This is a genomic window from Isosphaeraceae bacterium EP7 (assembly GCA_038400315.1).
GTDB lineage: Bacteria > Planctomycetota > Planctomycetia > Isosphaerales > Isosphaeraceae > EP7.
Genome location: CP151667.1, coordinates 978,728 through 997,201 on the forward strand (window position 1 = coordinate 978,728; position 18,474 = coordinate 997,201).

Below are 18,474 nucleotides of genomic sequence, written 5' to 3' on the forward strand. Positions count from 1 at the left end.
CACCGAAGTCGAAGTCGTGTGGAATTGGATGACCAGTCAGGCCTCGTCCGCAGGGGCCCGACCCAGCCGCGACCAGGCCCAGTACACAGGCAGGCCCGACAGTGCGATCAGGAAGCCGATGCCCGAGACGTCCGGCGACAGGTAGACAAAATCAGCGATCAAGAACGTCGCGAGTGTGATGTAGATCAACGGAGTCAGCGGATAGCCGAACGTCTTGTAAGGCCGATCCGCCCCCGGCCTCCTGGCCCGCAGCACCAGCACCGAGGCCACCATCACCGTGTAGAACAGCAAGTCCACCGGGATGATGTAGTCGAGCAATTGCCCGTAAAGATTGCCGTATTCGGGCACGCCCGCCGGACCCTGCTTCACCGTCACCGGCAGCACCAGGAACGCCGCCCAGACGCCCTGGGCCACGAGGGCCACGGCGGGCACTCGCCTGGCATTGGTGGTGCCTGCCGCCCGGAAGAAGAGGCCATCGCGGGCCATCGCGTAGAAGACGCGAGCACCGCTCAGGATCAGGCCGTTGTTGCAGCCGAAGGTCGAGATCAGGATCAGGGTCGCCATCACCGTCGTGCCCGCGTCGCCCAGCAGCCGCTGCATCGCCAGGGTCGCCACCCGGTCCTGGGGCGCACCCTGAATGTCGACGAATGGGAGAGTACGCAGGTACGAGAGGTTCGCCATCAGGTAGAGGACAACCACTGATGAGCAGCCGATCATCAGGGCCCTGGGCAGCGTCCGGCCCGGGTCGCGCACCTCGCCGCCGGTGAAGGTCACGCTGTTCCAGGCCGTCTGCGAGAACAGCGGGCCCACCATCGCCTTGCCGAAGACCAGGACAAACGCGAACAGGCCGCCTACGGGCAGGGACTGCCGGATCTCCAACGAACCCGTCCCGTCGGTCAGCCACCAGGATCTCTCCCAGGGATTTGCACGGCCGAGGGCAAACCCGGCCACGATCAGGGCCACCAGGGCCGCAATTTTCGAGAAGGTGAACACGTTCTGGATCCGACGGCCCGTCTCCAGCCCCCTCATGTTGGTTGCCGTGAGCAGCGCGATCAGCCCGATGGCCACCAGCTGCTGCGTCGACAGGCTGAGCGCATACCGGCCCATGTGGATCGGCGCCACCAGGTATCTGTCCGACGCCACGGCCGGGAGAAGGACCCCCAGGAACTTGGCGAAGGCCACCGCGACGGCCGCGATCGTGCCCGTCCCCACGACCAGGAACGCCGACCAGCCGAAGAGGAATCCCACGCTCGGCCCGTAGGCTTCGCGCAGGAAGACGTACTGGCCACCCGCCCTGGGGATCATCGCGGCGACCTCGGCCGAGCAGATCGCGCCGCAGACGGTGAGCAGGCCGGCCAGGACCCAGGCCATCAGCAGCCAGCCGGGCGAGCCGGCCAGGCGGGCGCTCTCGGCCGACGTGATGAAGATGCCCGACCCGATCATCGAGCCCATCACGATCATCGTCGCGTCGAGCCCGCCCAGCCCCCGCTCCAGGCTCGGCGAGGGTTCCGGGCCGGCGTCCGCCTTGCTCATGATCGTCGCATCCGCGTCCCTCGGTGATGATGCCCAGTCGTCAGGACGCCGGGGTCTGGTCGACGAACGCCTTCACATCGGAGATCGCCTGCTCGACGGCCTCGCGACGCCAGTTCGTCAGGGCGCTGTCCAGGGCGCGAGTCAGCTGATTGATCAGCTGCTCGGCCGCCTCGTGCGCATCCTTGCCCTGGGCACGGATCTCGCAGAAATCGCGGTGGTGGACCTGCGCGGTATGCGCCGTGGCCCCGGTCGTCACGATCACTCGTCCCAGGTCGGCGGTCGCCATTGGAGGGTGCCTCGCTGCACAAGGGGTCCGGGAGAGTTGCGGAAAGCCCGGAAAATCCGAGAGCCCGCCGGGTAGGGTTGGCGTCATAGGCACGCCTCACCTCCCTTAGCTTACTAGAATTGCGCAAGGAATCGGGCGTCGTTCTGGTAGAGCAGCCGGATGTCGTCGATCCCATGCCGACGCATGCAGAGCCGCTCGATCCCCAGCCCGAAGGCGAACCCCGTCACCGCGTCCGGGGCGTATCCCACTGACCGGAAGACGTTGGGATCAACCATGCCCGCCCCTCCCATTTCAACCCAGCGGTCGCCCCCATGCCAGAGCATGTCGACCTCGACGCTCGGCTCGGTGAACGGGAAGAACGACGGTCGGAACCGGATCTTCACATCCTCGCCCAGGTAGCTCCGCGCAAACAGGCGTAGGACGCTCTTCAGGTCGGCCAGGGTCACCCCTTTGTCGACCATCAGACCCTCGATCTGGTGGAACATAAATGAATGCGTCGCGTCCACCGTGTCGGGGCGATAGACCCGGCCGATCGCGATGACCCGCACCGGCGGCGGCTGGTTTTCCATCACCCGGATCTGCACCGGGCTCGTCTGGCTGCGCAGGAGCAAGCCGCCCGGCAGGTAGAAGTTGTCCAGCGGATCACGCGCCGGGTGGCTGGCCGGGATGTTCAGGGCGTCGAAATTGTGCCGGGAATCCTCGACCTCGGGCCCGCGGGCCACGGCAAACCCGAAACGGCCGAAGAGCTCGATCAGCTCGTCGGCTGTCTGCGTCAACGGGTGCCTGTGCCCGAGCCTGGGACGGGAGCCAGGCAACGTGACGTCGAACGCGTCCTTCGGGGCCCGGGTCGAGGTCGACTCACCCCGCGATTTCGCCGCCTGCCAGGCTGCCTCGAGTGCCTGCTTGACCCCGTTGAAGCGCTGGCCATAGGCCCGGCGTTCGGCAGGTTCCAGCGCCTTCAGCCGCTCTTGGGCCGCCTTGAGCCGCCCTTGCTTCATCCCCAGAAAGTCAATCCGGGCCGCCTCGACCTCGTCGGGCCCCGCCGCACCCTCGAACGCGGCCACTCCCGACGCCTCCAGCGCGTTCAGGTCGGAAATCGCCGCCGACGTCGATTCGGGAACCGTCATGAGCAAGGCACCGGTGCGAGGTCCGATTGATTCCCAATTCGAGATGGCGAGACGACCGACGGCGAGTGAACCGAGAATGCCGCCGAACCGAGAGGGGCCGTGGTCGGCGTTCCACTCTCATTCGGCGGCATCAAGGTATCCGGCGATCGTTGAATTCGACCTTGAAAGGGCGATTCAGGCCGACTTCTTCTGGTTGGCCTGATTGCGGGCCTTGATGGTCGCCTCGTGCTTGTCCAGCTCGACCCGACCCAGGGCGACGATGGCGTCGAAGGTCTCGGTATCGAAGATGGCGAGCTGCGAGAGGCTCTTGCGGTCGAGGCCGACGTTGGCCAGCCGCAGGCCGTGCATCAGCTGGCTGTACCGCAGGCCACGCATCTCGGCGGCGGCAGTCAGGCGGATGATGAACAGGCGACGGAAGTCACGCTTCTTGGCCCGGCGGTCGCGGAACGCGAAGACGCCGGCGCGGATCAGGGTCTCTTTCGCCGTGCGGTAGAGCTTGCGACGGCCCCCGACGTACCCTTCCACCTTCTTGAACAGACGCTTCTTCGCCTTGTTCCTGGCGGCGCCTTTTGTTGCACGCATGGTCTGGCTCTCAATCCATCTGGCCTAGGCTCGGCGGCGGCACGGCTCGTCCGGCGAAGGGTGGGGTGCTGGGCTCGGCTAGGCGTCCTCGCCCGGGCTTCGGGGAGATTCACCCGGATAACGGGGATTACCCCCGAGGATCAACGCGGGCCTCGGGCGGGTCGGCGGGGTCGGCGTCGGAATGCCGCAGGCCCCGCGCGTCTCGCGACGGGGCCCTGCGAATCCAATCGTCTCGGTCAGTCGGTCGGTTCAGGTGGAACTGGGCAAAGGGTCAGGCCGTCGGGGTCACGGCCGCAGCTTCGGCCGCGTCGGCGATGTCTCGCAACGCGCAGAGGCGGGCGGCCAGGATGGCATCCGGCTGCGACGAGATGCGGATTCGCACAGCTTTGCGAACCCGAGCCGCCTCGGCCGAAACGCTCAGCTGGACCTTCTTGCGGAGCCGGCGGACTTGCTTCCCGCTCTTGTGGCTCATCAAGTGCGACGAACCGCAGCGCTTGTGGCTGACCTTGCCGGTTGCGGACACCTTGAACCGCTTTTTCAGACCTTTGTGTGTCTTTAGCTTCGGCATGATCAATCCAGGTTCGGTTCGGTGCCGGCCCGTATCAGGTCCTGGCGGTCGGTGAAGGACTGCGCCCCTCCGATGGGCCCGGGGCGGGCCGAGTCGCAGAGTGTAGCAAACCCCCCGCGCCCCCGCCAACTCCAATTCCGCCGTCGGGACACCACAAAATCGTCAGAGCCGATCATCCCACGCCGCCTATGACTTCGACAGGGCAAGTCGCCCCAAGTCTGTGAGGCGGAAACGAGACGAGCCCGGCGAGCATGCAGGCCCGCCGGGCAGGTTTCGAATCCGGTCGACCGGGATGAAGCGGAGTGTGTCGAGGAGCGACGGGGCGAGGTGCCCTCGGAGGTCAGGCTCTGGGGGCGACGATGGCCGTCATCCGCTTACCTTCCATCGATGGCGTCTTCTCGACCTTGGCCACGTCCTCGAGCGCCTGGAGCACTTCGTTCATGACCTTGCGGCCTTCGTCGATGTGCGCCAATTCGCGACCGCGGAAGAGGACGTTGACCAGCACTTTGTCCTTGTGTTCCAGGAACTCGCGGGCCCGCTTGACCTTGACTTCGATGTCATGGTCGCCGGTCTTGGGCCGGACGCGGATCTCCTTGACCTGGATCTGGTGCTGTTTCTGCTTGGACGTGCGCTTCTTCTGCTGATACTTGAACTTGCCGAAGTCCATGATCTTGCAGACGGGAGGGCGTTCGTTCGGGGCGACCTCGACCAGGTCAAGCCCCGACTCGCGCGCCGACTCCTGCGCCTTGCCCGTGGGCATCACGCCGAGCATGACGCCTTCCGCATTGATGACCCGCACGGGTGAGATGCGGATCTGCTCGTTCACCCTGAGATTCCGGTCGATGGGGCCCTCCGCATCAAGTCGTTGGACAAACCTCGCGGAATGGCCCGCTTCCCTCGCGACGAGGCGGCCGGCCCTTCCATCCTGAATTCAACACAACGCCCGCCCCCGCGGCATGACGTCGTGGGTTCCGAGGCAATCGAGATTTTCCCCTAAATCCAGCCCAATTGTCAAGATCAGGGGCGGGCTTGTCGGGCCTTGAAATCCCAGACTCGTGGGAGAATGGTTGGAGAATCGTCCCGAATCCGGTTCGCTCGGATCGCGAAATCCGCAATTTTCGACGCGAGAAGGCTTCAATGCTGGCAGGGTCCGACCGTCAAGCACACGAAGAAGGGTTGTGATGGCGATCACGCAAGCGACGATGATTCAGAGGAAAGGCGGCCATTTGAGGATGCAACGCATCCCATCTTGAGTGTAGGGCATCCTGGCCCGGAGGGTCACGGGCAGGGTTTGAGCGGAAGCAGACCGCGAAAATCACCGCTCGCCCAGGCCCCTGCCGGCCGGGGTTCCAACCGCGAGCACCAACGAGACGGACATTCTCGACGTAACGCACGCTGACTTGCGGACTCCCCGAGTTGGATCGACCCGAATCACCTGGGAAACCGGCTCTCGAAATCCTATCCTGTCGATGCCGAGGCTCGCCGTGCGTGCGTGCCATCCCGTCCTCTTGCCTGGACTCGTCGATATGGAATGCCTCGCGATGATCGCCGTCTCCGCGGCCGTTATCTTCGCCAAGCTCGCCGACATCCAGGAGCTGAACCCGTTCGTCTGGGGCACCCTCGCCCTGGTGGTCTACGCGGGGGCGCCCGGGTTCATGATCTACCGAGGGGCGAGCTGGATGGACGCCCCCTGGGTCTGGATCAGCTCGTTTGGGGGCCTCTTCGTCCTATTTATCGCTCAGGCGGCCGTGGCGTCACGAGAGCGACGACGGGGGCGCAGCGGACGTTAGCCGGTTGGTGTCTGGAAGGTGGTGGAAGGGGCGGAACCCGAAGAAGAGGATCGCCCCAACTCCCGCGAGAAACGCAACGATCAGGCCGAAACCCTCCGAAGCCGGCAGGCGAACCGGCGTCCGAAGGTTCGCCCTGACGACGAGAATCTGGAGTGAGATCATCAGGACCAACGAGAGGCAGGCGAGCATCACGCCGATTCCGGAAATGTGAGCGAAGGTCGCATCCCGCCGCTCAGGTGCGAGCCAGTATTCCCGGTGCGGCAGGTTGACCGTCGAGTCGCTGAAGTGGCGGGCGAGGTAGAGCGGCACCGAGGTGGCAAGGACGAGGAAGGCCGCCACTCCCAGGCTCGAGATAGTCTGTGCTCTGCGACTCATCCAACCGTCGGGAACGCCGCTCACGCTGAAGTGCGTGGCGACGCGGGCAGGGAGCATCGGCTCGGTGCCGACCGCTACCGCGGCGAGCACCACATACAGGCCGATCAGCAGGATCATCCCGGATTTCAGGCTCAACATCGACGACCTCCTCGAATCACCCCGCGTTGACCGACCGATTTCGACCCGCGAGATCCTGCGTTGTCGGGGCTAGTGGCGGCCCCTATAATTGAAGGTGCTGTCCCGGTGGTGAAGGTTTTCTGATCGGCCATTCTTCATAGTATCGGTTCCGACGCTCACCGGGCAGCCTGGGCAATTCTCTGGTCCTGGAACCTCCGACCATGTCCATCGAGACGAACCCACCGTCGGCGACCGAACCCTCGACGCTCCTGGAGCGATTCGAGGCGATCCTCGATGCTCACGTCCGGCCCGGGCTGGAGGCCGACGGCGGCGGGATCGAGCTGGTCTCGATCGATGAGGACAAGATCGCCCAGGTCCGCCTGCTCGGGGCCTGCCAGGGCTGTTCGTCATCGGTCTATACGCTGACGATGGGGGTCGAGGCTGCCGTCAAGCAGCACCTCCCCGAGATCCGCTTCGTGGAGGCCGTCCCCTGATCGAAGGAAAGTCCGTCGCACCTCGTCCAACCTGGCTCTGGCCCCGCGCGGCCTATATCCACATCCCGTTCTGCGCCCACAAGTGCGGCTACTGCGACTTCGCCTCGGTCGCAGGCGCCGATCACCTGGCCGAACGCTATCTGGCGTCGCTCGAACGCGAGATGGAACGCAGCGGCGGGCCGCATCCGGTCGACACGATTTTCATTGGCGGAGGCACGCCGACCAGGCTCGATCCGGGCCAGCTCCGCAGGCTGCTGGATGCCTCTCGGCGCCACTTCCCGCTGGAACCGGGGGGCGAGTGGACCGTCGAGGCCAATCCCGGCACGCTCGACGAGGCCAAGGTCGACGTCCTGGCCGACGGGGGAGTCAATCGGGTCAGTCTGGGCGCCCAGTCGTTCCGGCCCGAAACCTTGCTGACCCTGGAACGCAACCACGACCCCGAGCAGGTCTCGAGGGCGCTCGACCTCATCCGCCCCCGGTTCGACCAGTGGTCGTTCGACCTCATCTTCGGCGTTCCCGGCTCGACGCCCGATCACTGGCGGAATGACCTCGACATCGCCCTCCAGCTCGGCCCGAAGCACCTCTCGTGCTACGGCCTGGTCTTCGAAAAGGGGACCGCGCTCTGGAAGCAACGCGAGGCCGGACTGGTGAGCCCGATCGACGAGGACTCCGAGCACGAGATGTACTCGCAGACGATCGACAGGCTGGAAGCCGCCGGCCTGCCGATGTACGAGATCTCCAACTTCGCCGCGCCAGGGCATGAGTCGCGCCATAACCTCGTCTACTGGGCCAACGACGCCTACTTCGGCGTCGGCCTGGGTGCAGCCCGCTATCTGGATGGGGTCCGGTCGGTCAACACGCGCGACCTGCCCGCCTACCTCAAGCGGATGGAGGCCGACGGCGACCCGACCGGCCCGACCGAGGAGCTCGACCCCGAAGGGCGTGCCCGCGAGACCGCGACCCTGATGCTCAGACGCATCCAGGTCGGCCTCGACCGCCCCGACTTCCTGGCCCGAACCGGCTTCGAACTTGATGCTCTGGCCGGGGCCGCGGTGGCCAAACACGTCATCGGCGGCCTGCTTGAAGACGACGGCCGGCGCGTCCGCTTCACTCGAGCTGGCGTCTTCCTGGCCGACACGGTCCTGTGCGACCTGCTCTGAGAGAAATGATCAGGCTCGATCGACGAGGCTAGTCGGATCGTGTGCCCCGAACCTCAGCAGGTCCGGCGAGGTCATGCCGCCGGAGAGGACCGACTGGATCGTCTGCTGGACGGTCCAGTCGACCTCGACCACGTCTCGCTCGCGGACGAACAGGGTGAAGCCCGATGGGGGCATCACTCCGGTCAGCAGGCAGACGGCCAGGATCGTCTCGCCCGTGCCGGGGTCGCGCAGGGTCTTGGTCACGAAGGCGAGCGACTTCAGGCCGGGTTGCGGGAACTCGATCAGGACGACCCGGCTATATCCCTTGGTGGGGTCGGACATCGTCTTGACCAGGTTGTTCACGCCGTTGTAGATCAAAGTCACGACGGGGATCTTGAGGAAGAACCAGTCGAGCCAGCGCGAAACCCAGGTGCGGACGAAATAGCCCAGGAAATAGAGGATCGTCAGCACGACACTCAGCCCAATGGCGGGCGCGACGACATCGATCCACCAGCGGGGCAGGTCCTCGGGGTTGGGCACATGCGTGGCCAAGAGCACCAGCCTGGCTAGGGGGTCGAGCACCAGCGTCTGGAAGATCGACAGCACCTTCCCGACGATCCAGAGGGTGATGACGGCCGGCGCGATGAACAGCAGGCCGCTGAAGATGCGTGAGCGGATGGTCCCGAAGAGGGCGCCTAGGAGCGCACTGAAGAAGCCCTTGGGCGTGGGCCGCCCGTCGGCGGCCCCGGTCGGCGGGTTCGTTTCGTAATCCATGGGTGTCTCGGACGCACTTCCCGGGATGGTATCAGTCCGGCCCAGAGCGTACCGGCGACGCCGCCGGCTGTCGCGGCAATTCGGCCGGTGCCGGTCCGCTTGGACGGGGCGGGCCCAGTCCGTTACATTGGTGCACCGGTGCGTACGGACGCACGGCCCTCGAACGAAGGCGGGATTTGCGCGACATGGCCAGCAAACAGTCGGATACGCCGGAGACCGCCTTGGTCGGCGGCGTCACCCTCCACCTGAGCCACCCCGACTCGACGGAGCAATCCTGGATCGGCCAGGAGGGCGTGCTCAAGCAGCTCCTCGCCTGCTGGCTGGTGCTCGACCCCACCGACCGACCGCTCTCGCCGCGGCTGACCGGCCCGCCGGGCATCGGCAAGACGACGCTGGCCATGGCCGCGGCTCGCCTGCGCAAGCAAGACTTGTACATCAACCAGTGCACGGCCGACACCCGGCCCGAAGACCTGCTCGTCACACCCGTGCTGGCGCAGTCGGGCAAGATTGCCTATCACGCGTCGCCGCTGGTTACCGCCATGATCCGCGGCGGAATCTGCGTGCTCGACGAGGGCAATCGGATGAACGAGAAGAGCTGGGCCAGCCTGGCCCCGCTGCTCGACCACCGGCGAACCGTCGAGAGCATCGTTGCAGGTATCACCATCCGGGCCCATCCCGAGTTCCGCGCCTGCGTGACGATGAACGAGGATGAGTCGACCTACGAGGTGCCCGACTACATCCTCTCCAGGCTCCAGCCCACGCTGCCGCTCGACTTCCCCGCCCGCGACGACGAGATGGCCATCCTCCGATACCACCTCCCCTTCGCCCCCGACGACCTGCTTTCACTGACCGTCGAATTCCTCCAGCAAGCCCACGAGCTGAAGCTCGACTTCTCGCCCCGCGACGGCATCAACCTGCTGCGGTTCGCCCTGAAGCGGCTTGCGCAGGACCCCGACCATCCGCTGGGCCGCGACGAGGCCTGGCGAGAGGCGCTCGTCTGCACCCTGGGCGAAGAAGCCGGCGATCTGGAAACCCTGGCCCGGCGGAGGCGCAGGGCGCTCGGCGGCCAGTCGGCCCCGATGGGACTGGCCGACCTCTTCTTCGACGCCGACGACCCGCTCCATCCCGATGATGACGACGACGAAGATGATGACGACGCCAGCCCTTACGACCCGACCGAAGACGACGACGACTGAACACGCGAGAGCACGCCGATGCCCCCCGCCACCCGGCCGACCGCCGACGACTTCCTGACGATCGGCCCGCGTATCCGGGTCCTGCCCGTGATCCATGGCTCGGGGGACTTCGCCCTGCGCGTGCGCGAGGAGCTGCTTTCCAGGCCGTACGACTGCCTGGCCGTTCCGCTCCCACCGTCGTTCCAGGACGAGGTTGAGCAGGCCGTCGAGCGGCTGCCCGAGATCGCGCTCGTCGCCCGCAAGGACGCCGAGGAGGGGGACGGCGAATCTGGGTTCAGCTATGTTCCCATCGACCCCTGCCAGCCGGTCATCGCTGGCATCCGCACCGCGATCGGCGAGCGGATCCCGCGTGAGTTCATCGACCTGGAGACGACCCGGTTCGAGGCCCAGGCCGCCGCCTTCCCCGACCCTTACGCTCTCAAGAAGGTGAGCCCGGGCGCATTCGCCGCATCGATCCTGCCGGCCATCCCCCGGCCCAAGGCGGGACAGCACGCCGACCGAATCGCCTGGATGGCCAACCGGCTCAGGCAACTGCAGCGCGACCACACGCTGACCCTGTTCGTCTGCTCGATGCTCGACTGGCCCTGGATCCGCGACGCCTACCAGACCGGGCAGGAGCCCCCAGAGCCGGGCGGGTACGACTTCACGCCGACGCTCTCCTACGGCGTGACCACGCGTACCCTCATCTTCCTGCTGGGCGAGATGCCGTTCATCACCGGGCTCTACGAGCGGGGCCGGCGCGAATTGACGCCGGACGACAACCTCTCGGTCGACGGAGTGAAGGAACTCGTGCTCTCGGCCCGAGACACGATGAAGTCGACTCATCCGCGGATCGCCAAGCGGATCACGCCTCAGCTCCTCTCGACCTATTTCCGATACGTCCGCAACCTCTCGCTGATCGAGCGCCGGCTGACGCCCGACCTGCACACGCTGGTCGTCGCGGCGCAGCAGACGGCCGGCGATGATTTTGCCCTGGCCGTGGCCGATGCCGCTCGCGACTACCCTTATGCCTCCGAGCCCGACCCCGACGAGCCACGCGCCAGGATGGGCATCGACGAGGCCGACCTCCCCGGCTGGGGGCCGATGCCGATCGTCAGCCGCCTGCCCGGCCAGGCGATGAGCTGGCGGTCGATCGAGCTGAAGCCGAAGGCGCCCGAGAAGACCAGGCAGCAGTGGAAGCAGCGGTGGGACCCGTACGGGATGTGCTCGTGGCCCCCCGAGGACGACCGGATCGAGAGCTTCAACCGCCACGTCCGAGACCGGGCCCGCGCCATGATCGGCGCCGACCTGGCGCGCTCAGAGAAGTTCACGTCCAGCGTGATGGACGGCCTCGACGTCCGAGAAACCTTGCGCAACTGGCACACTGGCGACCTCTTCGTCAAGGTGATGCCCCCCGCCCGCGGCTCGGTCGACGCGGTCGTCTTCCTCTTCGACGTGCCGGCCGATCCCGAGCATTATCCGCACCGGGCCACCTGGTACGCCGAGCACGCCGAGGAGTCGACCCTCGCCTTCTTCGCCACCGACCCGATGCAGGACATGGTCGGCCCCGGGATCGCGCGCGGCGAGTACGGCGGCGCCCTGTTCCTGTTCCCGCCCCGGCCGATCCTCGACGTCTGGAGCGACCCGAGGCTCGACGTCGCCGAGACCCCCGAGGAACGCCTGCTGGCCGCAGCCTTACTCCACGGCCGTGAGCGTCACGTCGCCGTCGTCAGCCCCAAGCCCCCGTCCGCCTCCTGGCGCCGGCTCGCCCGCCGCTACAACCGCAAGCTCATCCATCTCCCTCTGAACCGCTTCGGCGGCCAGATGATCGAGCGGTTGCGCCAGTTCCACGTCCTCAACGGCAAGCACGTCCGCTCATACGCCGCCGACTTCATCAGCGACGGCTGACCCCACCGCACGCCGGAGACCGCGATGTCCTCAATTCAGGCCCTCCTCCTGGCCACTTGCGGCCTCCTTGCGCAGCAGCCCGAAGCGACCACCGAGCCGTTCGATTCGCCCAGGTTCGGCCTGAAGGTGGCCTTGCCGGGCTCGTGGAAGCTGGCGGTTCGCGAGGAGGAGGACAAGGTCTTCGTCGCCCTGATCCCCCAGCCCGATCCCGAAAAGCCAGGGGTCGCCCTCTGCGAGCTGGCCCTGGCCCCCGAGTCCCTCGACGAGTACCGGACTCGTATCGAAGGGGGAGCCGGGCGGGGCGGGAAGCTGGCCCGGAACGAGGTGGTTGACACTCCCAAGGGGAAGCGGCTGATCACGGTGCGGGAGTTTCGGCCGAGGGAAGGGGGGCTCTGGCGAGAGCTGAGCGTTCGCGTGGTCGCCCACCGGCAGATGTATACGTTCCTGCTCAACGTGGACGAAGCGACCTACCCGGCCGCGAAGTTGGCCTTCGAGGCCATGGTCGACGACGCCGAGTTCAAGGCACCCGATACCGGCGCAGAACTGGCGTCGAAGCCCGAGAATCGCTGGCTCCAGCGCGAGTTTCGATTCACGCTCGACCTTCCCGAAGGCTGGTCGCCGGCCCTGGCCCCAAGCTCGCTGGCCCTCTTCTATGCCAACGCGTCGGCGCACGGAATCTGGGCCGACAACGTCCTCGTCCTCGCCGCCGAACCCAAGGAAAGAGACCTCGAAGCCCTCGCTAGAGACCTCCCCGCCCAGCTCCGCGCCGCCGAGCCCGACTGCGAAGTCCTCTCGTGCAAGGTGATCGATCAGCCCCTGGGCAAGAAGCCCGTGAAGGCCCTGGAGACCGTGGTCCGCACCAAGCGTGGGCCGTTCTCGATGACCGTGCTGGAGCGGCGATTTCAAGGCGAACGATACAATTACGAGGTCAAGTTCACCGTCGAGTGCAGCCGGTTCGATGCGATGGCCACTGACCTCCGCAAGAGCCTCGACAGCTTCGGCGAGGCCCCCGGAGAGGCGCCCGTCGCGGGAACCCGGCGGGCCACCTGAACGAGCTCGGATCGTTCACCACTTGCGTTGAAGGGGCTGCTTTCCCTTTCCTGCTTGTCCCCTCTCTTGGCTTTCTCGGTTCCGCTCTATGTCCTTTATGGCAGGCACGTCCGCTCTGACGCCGTCGAATTCATCGGCGGCGTCAGATGGAGGGTGCGGCGGCCGTGGGCGCCGGGAGCCTTTTCGGTTTCGGCTCTTCCAGCTCGAATTGCGGCAGGGTGAACTCATCATCGGTCACCTCACCGTGCGAGCAGGCGGAACAGTCGAACTCGAATCTGGTCCCTTTGCCATCCGCCATCTTCAGTTCATCGACGATCCGCGCGGGACAGTTGGACTTGCCGCGATATTGGATCTCACGGTGGAAAGTCCCATCGGAAGTCCTCGTTTCGCAGCGGACATTCGCCCATGACCTTGCGGGATCGAACCAGAATGTTCCGCGTCGAATTGCTGAGTCGGGCTGTTTGGACGGGTTGAATTCGAATGAGAGCCTCGCCAGTCTGACGCCATCAACGTCTTCGAGGCGCATGTCACGGAGCAGGAAGCCAGGATCGGCGACGAACTCCGCGAACGACTTGCCGGAGACACGCCAGGGCGCATCGAGATACTTTCGCATGATCGCGGAGAGCTGCATCCTCAACGTCGGGTCATCCTCCGAGACTTCGAGGATGTTGAACTTGTGCGCGGGATTGCTCCGGTCGAGGACGAAGCATCGCCTCTCGGAAACACAGCCGACCCTGGTGTAGTCGCGCGATAGGACGAATTCTCCATTCCTGGTGTGCCCGCTCCGGATCATCAAGAGCGAGTGCCCTTTGCGGGTAAACCGATAGTCACGCTCCTCGACGCGGATTTCAGCCTCCGGCCTGTTGATCGGGCGAGTGATCTCGTGTCCTTCCATCCGTGTCTGGTCCGAGACGCGTTCCAACGCAGTCCATCCGGATTTCGCTTCCTCCATGAGCATCATCTGCTCGTCGGCGTGTCCGGTTGAGGCCGTCATGACCAGGACTGCGAACACGAACATTCGGGCAGCGTCGCTGACGTCAATGAAAGACCCGCTCATCATTGATGTGCTCCCCTTAAGTGGTGAGATCCCATCCCGGCCGAAGTCACCATACGCCAAAAAAAATTAACATTTCGTTAAAAATTCTCTTGCAAGCTTGCGAGGGTGAGACCAGACTGTCGCCACTCCTACGCCTTTCGGAGTCGATGAAAAGCAACCCCGCTTTCTTCGATGCGACGTGGATTCCATCCCCATACGCCACGCCCGCTCCCGCCTGCACGGCCCTGCCTCGATGGATCTCACCCGGTCTATCAGTCATTCGGAGATTTGAAGAGATGTCCATTCGAGCTGAAGCTCGGAGGGTATCGCTCCACATCTCGATCCCAAAGTAACAGGATGTTATGAACCAACCCATTGCGAAGCGTCCAAACGCACGAGTGTCTCGACACCTGGTGTGTCTCACCTCGTCTCGGTTCGCCGACCTGTCCTCGACGCTCTCTCGCTTTGCAGCCGCGGCCTCGTTGCTAGCGATGGTCGCGACGGGCTGTGGCGATGCTGACGGACTGCCCCGCGAGGCAGTCTCGGGAGTGGTCACGCTCGATCAGAATCCCCTCCCTTCCGGGCTCATCTCGTTCATGCCGGGCGGCCCGGATGTCGCGACGCAGGGGGCAGGCGTTGTCAAGGATGGCAGCTATTCCATCCCGAGAGAGCAGGGGCTCGTCCCCGGGAAGTACAAGGTCTCGGTCACTTCCGGCGGTGATCCTTCGGGGAAGGCCAAGGACTTCGCCAACAATGCTCCGGGCATGGCCCCGGCCCCTCCCAAGGAGCTGATCCCCGCGATCTATAACTCCAAGACGACCTTATCTGCCACAGTCGAAGCTGGGTCGAAGAATGAGATCGGGTTCGAGTTGAAATCGACGTCGATGCGAAAGTGAATCGCTCATCGAGATGATCGCACCCAGGCTCGCCGAGTTTGGAGCCTGAGTCCAGTCGATACGTAATTCCCCGTCACCCCCCAATCTTGCACCGATCCGGAGTCGTCAATGATGTCGAATCGCAAACGCGGGTTCACGCTCATCGAGCTGCTCGTCGTCATCTCGATCATCGCCGTCCTCATCGCGCTCCTTCTCCCGGCGGTCCAGTCGGCCCGCGAGGCGGCCAGGCGGATCCAGTGCACCAACAACCTGAAGCAAATCGGGCTGGCGATGCACAATTATCATGACACGAATCAGTCGCTCGCACCGGGTAACAAGAGTTGCTGCTGGGGCACCTGGATCGTCTTCACCTTGCCCAATATCGAGCAGCAGGCCCTTTGGAATGCCTGGAACTTTGGCGGCGACCTGAAATATCTGGGTACGGAATATGACGGGCCTTTCCGATACAGCGGGGTGGCAAATATCACCGTTTCGTCGACCCGTATCGCCGCATATACCTGCCCCAGCGATGGGAATGCGACCATGACGACCGGCATTGGCCTGACTCTCAACGGCGTCAAGATGAATGTGACCTCGCAGAACTACCTGGCCAATTACGGCAATCTGACGACCGGGCAGCCGACGATCTTCAACAACGTTCCCTTCAATGGAGCCCCGTTCACCGACATGAATGCCGTTGCGGGTAATCCGGGGATGTCGGGGCAGCATGTCGTCAACTTCAGCGGCATCCCCGATGGATTGAGTAACACCATGCTCGTCTCAGAGGGCCTGGTGGGGACCGGGACGGGTGGGCAATATGCCGCTCCCTATGACCTGAGAGGTTTCTCGTACTGGGGCAGCGCCGCCGGATTCGTGGGCTGGCTGACGCCCAACTCGCCCATGCCCGACGTGACCGAGGACAGGTCGTACTGCGTCTATCCCAGCGGCAACAATCCGCCCTGCACGGAGCCAACCTCGGCGCTGCCCAGGATGAACGGAGCCCGTAGCCGACACCCCGGCGGGGTCAATGTGACGATGGCCGATGGTTCCGTCAAATTCGTCAAGAACTCGGTCAGCTTCAATATCTGGCAGGCCTTGTCCTCGACCCGTGGCGGTGAAATTATTAGCTCCGACTCTTACTGAGATCTCGATCTCATGGAACCGAGGGGCGCAGGACTTTTGGGCCGTGTCGTCATCGAGTGCGAATGTCTATCCGGCAATAGCCGTGGTTGATGTGATGAGGGTGGACCGATCGCCACCCTCATCCCCTCACGATCGAGATCTCGGCTCGAACGTCCTGAGTAACGATCGCGGGCCACTCCTCCCGACTTGCGACCGCCTCGGATGACCCTGGAAGGCAGAGGGGCATCGGGATCATCCGGCTCGGATTTGGCGAAATTGGTCGTGAGAAGCACGAACGAGAATCTCGCTAGCCGCCGTCAAGCACCCGGATGGCGCGGGCCTTGATGACCAGGCTGACCTCGACTCCGGGCTCCAACCCGAGCGAGGTCACGGCCCCTGCGACGACGCTCGCGAGCCAGGTGGAGCCCTCGCACGTCACCACGACCTCTGCGTCGTGCCCGTGGGCCAGGATGCGGTCGACACGGCCTCTCAGGATGTTGCGGGCGCTCAAGCCCTGGATCGGACCCTTCGCCAGCAACACGTCGTCGCCGCTCACGCCCAGCACGAGCCTGGTCCCGGGGGCTGAATCGACGTGCGGGATGACCAGGTCAGGGCCCGGTTCGAGACGGACGATCGTCTCGCCCTCGCCGGGCCTCGGTTCCAGGACCGTGGCCCTGAAGACGTTGCGAGCGTCGTGCCAGTTGGCATCGGCGTCGCGGGCCTTGCCCAGGACATCCAGGGGGGGGCCTCGGTCGATGATCTTGCCGCCCGACATCAGCAGCAATGTCGAGCCGAGCGCAATCGCTTCGGATGGGCTGTGGGTGACGTGCAGGAGTGGGATCTGCTCGATTTTCTGGATCATTGCCAGGCGATCGATCATGGCCTGGCGGCCGGGGAGGTCGAGCGCCGAGACGGGCTCGTCGCAGAGGAGCAGGCGGGGCCCCGGGGCGAGTGCCCTCGCAAGCCCGACGCGCTGGCGTTCGCCGCCGGAGAGGGTCTCGGGGCGGCGGCCGAGCAGGTGCTCCACGCCGCAGAGTTCGGCCACCTCGGCCACGCGGCTGCGGGCCTCGCGGCGAGGGCGGCAGCCGGCCAGGCCGAAGCGGATGTTGCTCGCGACGCTCAGGTGCGGGAAGAGCAGGTCATCCTGATGGATCAGGCCGATCCGGCGATGACGCAGCGGTACGTTGATGCCTTTCGCGGAGTCGAACAGGTCGATGCCGTCGAGTCGGATCGAGCCCGAATCGGGCCGCACCAGGCCGGCAATCAGGCGGAGCAGGGTGCTCTTTCCGGCCCCCGATCGGCCGAAGAGGATGGCCGGCTCTCTCCCCACGGTAAAGCTCACGTCGAGCGTCAGGCCGGGGTGGACGGGGTGAGTCAGGCGGACGTCGAGGCTCAACGGCCGAAGCTCCGCGCCGGGGAGACCTTCTGCGCCAGGGTCAGGGCGGCGATCGAGATCAGGCTGATGCCCATGGTCAGGCCCAACGCCTCGGCGTGGTCGCCGGTCTGCACCGCGTCATAGATGGCCATCGACGCGGTGCGGGTCAGGCCCGGGATGTCGCCGGCGACCATGAGCGTGGCGCCGAAGTCGCCCAGGGCGCGAGCGAAGGCGAGCACCGCGCCGGCAAGCATCCCGCGCCAGGCGAGTGGGGCCGTGATCGACCAGAAGACCGACCATTCCCCGCGTCCCAGCAGCCTGGCGGCGTCTTCCAGGGCGGGGTCGACCCCCTCGATCGCGCCTCGGGCCGGGACCAGGAAGAGCGGGAAGGCCGCCAGGGCCGAGGCCAGGACTGCGCCGGCCGGATGGAAGACCAGGGTCAGGCCGAGCGTCGCTTCCAGCCAGGCCCCGATCACGGTGCGCCGGCCGAGCACCCTGAGAATCAGATAGCCCAGCACCGTGGGGGGGAGCACCAGCGGCAGGACGAGCAGGCCGCCGACGACCGATTTGCCGAAGAAACGCCGCCGCGCCAGGATCCAGGCGGCGGGGAGGCCGAGGCAGAGATCCAGGGCCGTCGCGGCGGCGGCAACCTTCAAGGAGAGCCAGAGCGGGGCCAGGTCGGTCGGCATGCGCGTCCTTGAGCTCGGGGGTGGGCCGAGCGGATCAGTCGGACGGGCGGTTGCCGGGGTTCACGCCGGCGGCGCTGGCTCGGCCGAAGACGTTCACCTTCAGGTCTCCGTGCACGCGGACCTGGCAGGAAAGGCGGATGTCGGGCCCCAGGGTAGCGTCGCGGGCCAGTCGGGCGACCTCGAACGGGGTCATCGGCCCGGGTTCACCTTCCAGGACCTGCACCTTGCAGGTGGTGCACTTGGCCACGCCGCCGCAGCGGTGCAAGATGTCGATGCCGGCGTCCTCGATGGCAAGGACCAGCTTCTTGCCGTCGGGCACCTCGAAAGACTTCTCACCGTCGACGGTTACGGTCGGCATATCAATCACCTTCGGGGACCAGCGAAATCGAACGCGCGCCGTTTGGCGCGTGGGACGCACACAGCGTAGTGTCCCACGCCCTGATCGGCAAGCACGCCCGT

The 18,474-nt window shown here is 65.5% G+C and carries 20 protein-coding genes; 8 read left to right on the forward strand and 12 right to left on the reverse strand.

The window, feature by feature from the left end:
• Nucleotides 1-36 precede the first annotated feature (36 nt).
• The 6 genes from EP7_RS03885 to infC form a co-directional block, all read right to left on the reverse strand.
• Complete coding sequence (locus EP7_RS03885; RefSeq protein ID WP_463526274.1) at nt 37-1,533, reverse strand: APC family permease; 1,497 nt, start codon at nt 1,531-1,533, stop codon at nt 37-39.
• 40 nt (nt 1,534-1,573) lie between these two features.
• Nucleotides 1,574-1,819, reverse strand: coding sequence for a hypothetical protein (locus tag EP7_RS03890; RefSeq protein WP_463526275.1), 246 nt, complete (start codon nt 1,817-1,819; stop codon nt 1,574-1,576).
• Nucleotides 1,820-1,932: 113 nt separating this feature from the next.
• Nucleotides 1,933-2,946 carry a phenylalanine--tRNA ligase subunit alpha gene (pheS, locus tag EP7_RS03895; protein ID WP_463526276.1) on the reverse strand — a complete coding sequence of 338 codons (1,014 nt, stop codon included), beginning with the start codon at nt 2,944-2,946 and terminating at the stop codon, nt 1,933-1,935.
• 174 nt (nt 2,947-3,120) lie between these two features.
• Nucleotides 3,121-3,528, reverse strand: coding sequence for a 50S ribosomal protein L20 (rplT, locus tag EP7_RS03900; RefSeq protein WP_463526277.1), 408 nt, complete (start codon nt 3,526-3,528; stop codon nt 3,121-3,123).
• Nucleotides 3,529-3,799: 271 nt separating this feature from the next.
• Nucleotides 3,800-4,096, reverse strand: coding sequence for a 50S ribosomal protein L35 (gene rpmI, locus EP7_RS03905; RefSeq protein ID WP_463526278.1), 297 nt, complete (start codon nt 4,094-4,096; stop codon nt 3,800-3,802).
• Between the two features lie 340 nt (nt 4,097-4,436).
• The gene (infC, locus tag EP7_RS03910; RefSeq protein WP_463526279.1) at nt 4,437-4,922 is read right to left on the reverse strand and encodes a translation initiation factor IF-3; all 486 of its coding nucleotides are present in this window, start codon (nt 4,920-4,922) and stop codon (nt 4,437-4,439) included.
• Nucleotides 4,923-5,637: 715 nt separating this feature from the next.
• On the opposite strand from infC, the gene EP7_RS03915 reads away from it, so the two are divergent.
• Nucleotides 5,638-5,886, forward strand: a complete 249-nt coding sequence (locus EP7_RS03915) for a hypothetical protein (protein ID WP_463526280.1) — start codon at nt 5,638-5,640, stop codon at nt 5,884-5,886.
• On the opposite strand, the gene EP7_RS03920 is transcribed toward EP7_RS03915, so the two are convergent.
• Entirely contained in the window at nt 5,851-6,399 is a 549-nt protein-coding gene (locus EP7_RS03920; RefSeq protein ID WP_463526281.1) for a DUF1648 domain-containing protein, read from the reverse strand. The genes EP7_RS03915 and EP7_RS03920 overlap by 36 nt on opposite strands.
• Before the next feature lie 200 nt (nt 6,400-6,599).
• Between EP7_RS03920 and EP7_RS03925 the strand changes: the two genes are divergently transcribed.
• Together EP7_RS03925 and hemW are read left to right on the forward strand one after the other, a co-directional pair.
• Complete coding sequence (locus EP7_RS03925) at nt 6,600-6,872, forward strand: NifU family protein (protein WP_463526282.1); 273 nt, start codon at nt 6,600-6,602, stop codon at nt 6,870-6,872.
• Between the two features lie 56 nt (nt 6,873-6,928).
• Nucleotides 6,929-8,032 (forward strand): radical SAM family heme chaperone HemW, encoded by a 1,104-nt coding sequence (hemW, locus tag EP7_RS03930; RefSeq protein WP_463528365.1) that lies wholly within the window; start codon nt 6,929-6,931, stop codon nt 8,030-8,032.
• Nucleotides 8,033-8,041: 9 nt separating this feature from the next.
• Here hemW and EP7_RS03935 read toward each other — a convergent pair whose 3' ends face one another.
• Nucleotides 8,042-8,785: a DUF502 domain-containing protein gene (locus EP7_RS03935; protein WP_463526283.1), complete on the reverse strand. Its 744-nt coding sequence runs from the start codon at nt 8,783-8,785 to the stop codon at nt 8,042-8,044.
• 185 nt (nt 8,786-8,970) lie between these two features.
• Between EP7_RS03935 and EP7_RS03940 the strand changes: the two genes are divergently transcribed.
• From EP7_RS03940 to EP7_RS03950, 3 genes are read left to right on the forward strand one after another with little or no spacing between them, the layout of a single operon-like run.
• Nucleotides 8,971-9,981 (forward strand): AAA family ATPase, encoded by a 1,011-nt coding sequence (locus EP7_RS03940; RefSeq protein ID WP_463526284.1) that lies wholly within the window; start codon nt 8,971-8,973, stop codon nt 9,979-9,981.
• An 18-nt stretch (nt 9,982-9,999) separates the two neighbouring features.
• Complete coding sequence (locus tag EP7_RS03945) at nt 10,000-11,868, forward strand: hypothetical protein (protein ID WP_463526285.1); 1,869 nt, start codon at nt 10,000-10,002, stop codon at nt 11,866-11,868.
• 24 nt (nt 11,869-11,892) lie between these two features.
• Nucleotides 11,893-12,918, forward strand: a complete 1,026-nt coding sequence (locus EP7_RS03950; protein WP_463526286.1) for a hypothetical protein — start codon at nt 11,893-11,895, stop codon at nt 12,916-12,918.
• Between the two features lie 142 nt (nt 12,919-13,060).
• Here the strand turns inward: EP7_RS03950 and EP7_RS03955 are convergent, their stop codons facing one another.
• On the reverse strand, nt 13,061-13,975 hold the full coding sequence (locus EP7_RS03955; RefSeq protein ID WP_463526287.1) for a hypothetical protein: 915 nt from the start codon (nt 13,973-13,975) through the stop codon (nt 13,061-13,063).
• Nucleotides 13,976-14,502: 527 nt separating this feature from the next.
• Here EP7_RS03955 and EP7_RS03960 point away from each other — a divergent pair.
• Both EP7_RS03960 and EP7_RS03965 read left to right on the forward strand, forming a co-directional pair.
• A complete protein-coding gene (locus EP7_RS03960; protein WP_463526288.1) occupies nt 14,503-14,850 on the forward strand; it encodes a hypothetical protein in 348 nt (115 codons plus the stop codon).
• A 111-nt stretch (nt 14,851-14,961) separates the two neighbouring features.
• Nucleotides 14,962-15,972 (forward strand): DUF1559 domain-containing protein, encoded by a 1,011-nt coding sequence (locus EP7_RS03965; RefSeq protein ID WP_463526289.1) that lies wholly within the window; start codon nt 14,962-14,964, stop codon nt 15,970-15,972.
• A 286-nt stretch (nt 15,973-16,258) separates the two neighbouring features.
• On the opposite strand, the gene modC is transcribed toward EP7_RS03965, so the two are convergent.
• The 3 genes from modC to EP7_RS03980 are packed head-to-tail and all read right to left on the reverse strand — an operon-like array spanning nt 16,259 to nt 18,373.
• Complete coding sequence (modC, locus tag EP7_RS03970) at nt 16,259-17,347, reverse strand: molybdenum ABC transporter ATP-binding protein (protein ID WP_463526290.1); 1,089 nt, start codon at nt 17,345-17,347, stop codon at nt 16,259-16,261.
• Nucleotides 17,344-18,015: a molybdate ABC transporter permease subunit gene (gene modB, locus EP7_RS03975; protein WP_463526291.1), complete on the reverse strand. Its 672-nt coding sequence runs from the start codon at nt 18,013-18,015 to the stop codon at nt 17,344-17,346. Before modB ends, modC begins: the two co-directional genes overlap by 4 nt.
• 34 nt (nt 18,016-18,049) lie before the next feature.
• Complete coding sequence (locus EP7_RS03980; protein ID WP_463526293.1) at nt 18,050-18,373, reverse strand: 2Fe-2S iron-sulfur cluster-binding protein; 324 nt, start codon at nt 18,371-18,373, stop codon at nt 18,050-18,052.
• Nucleotides 18,374-18,474 lie beyond the last annotated feature (101 nt).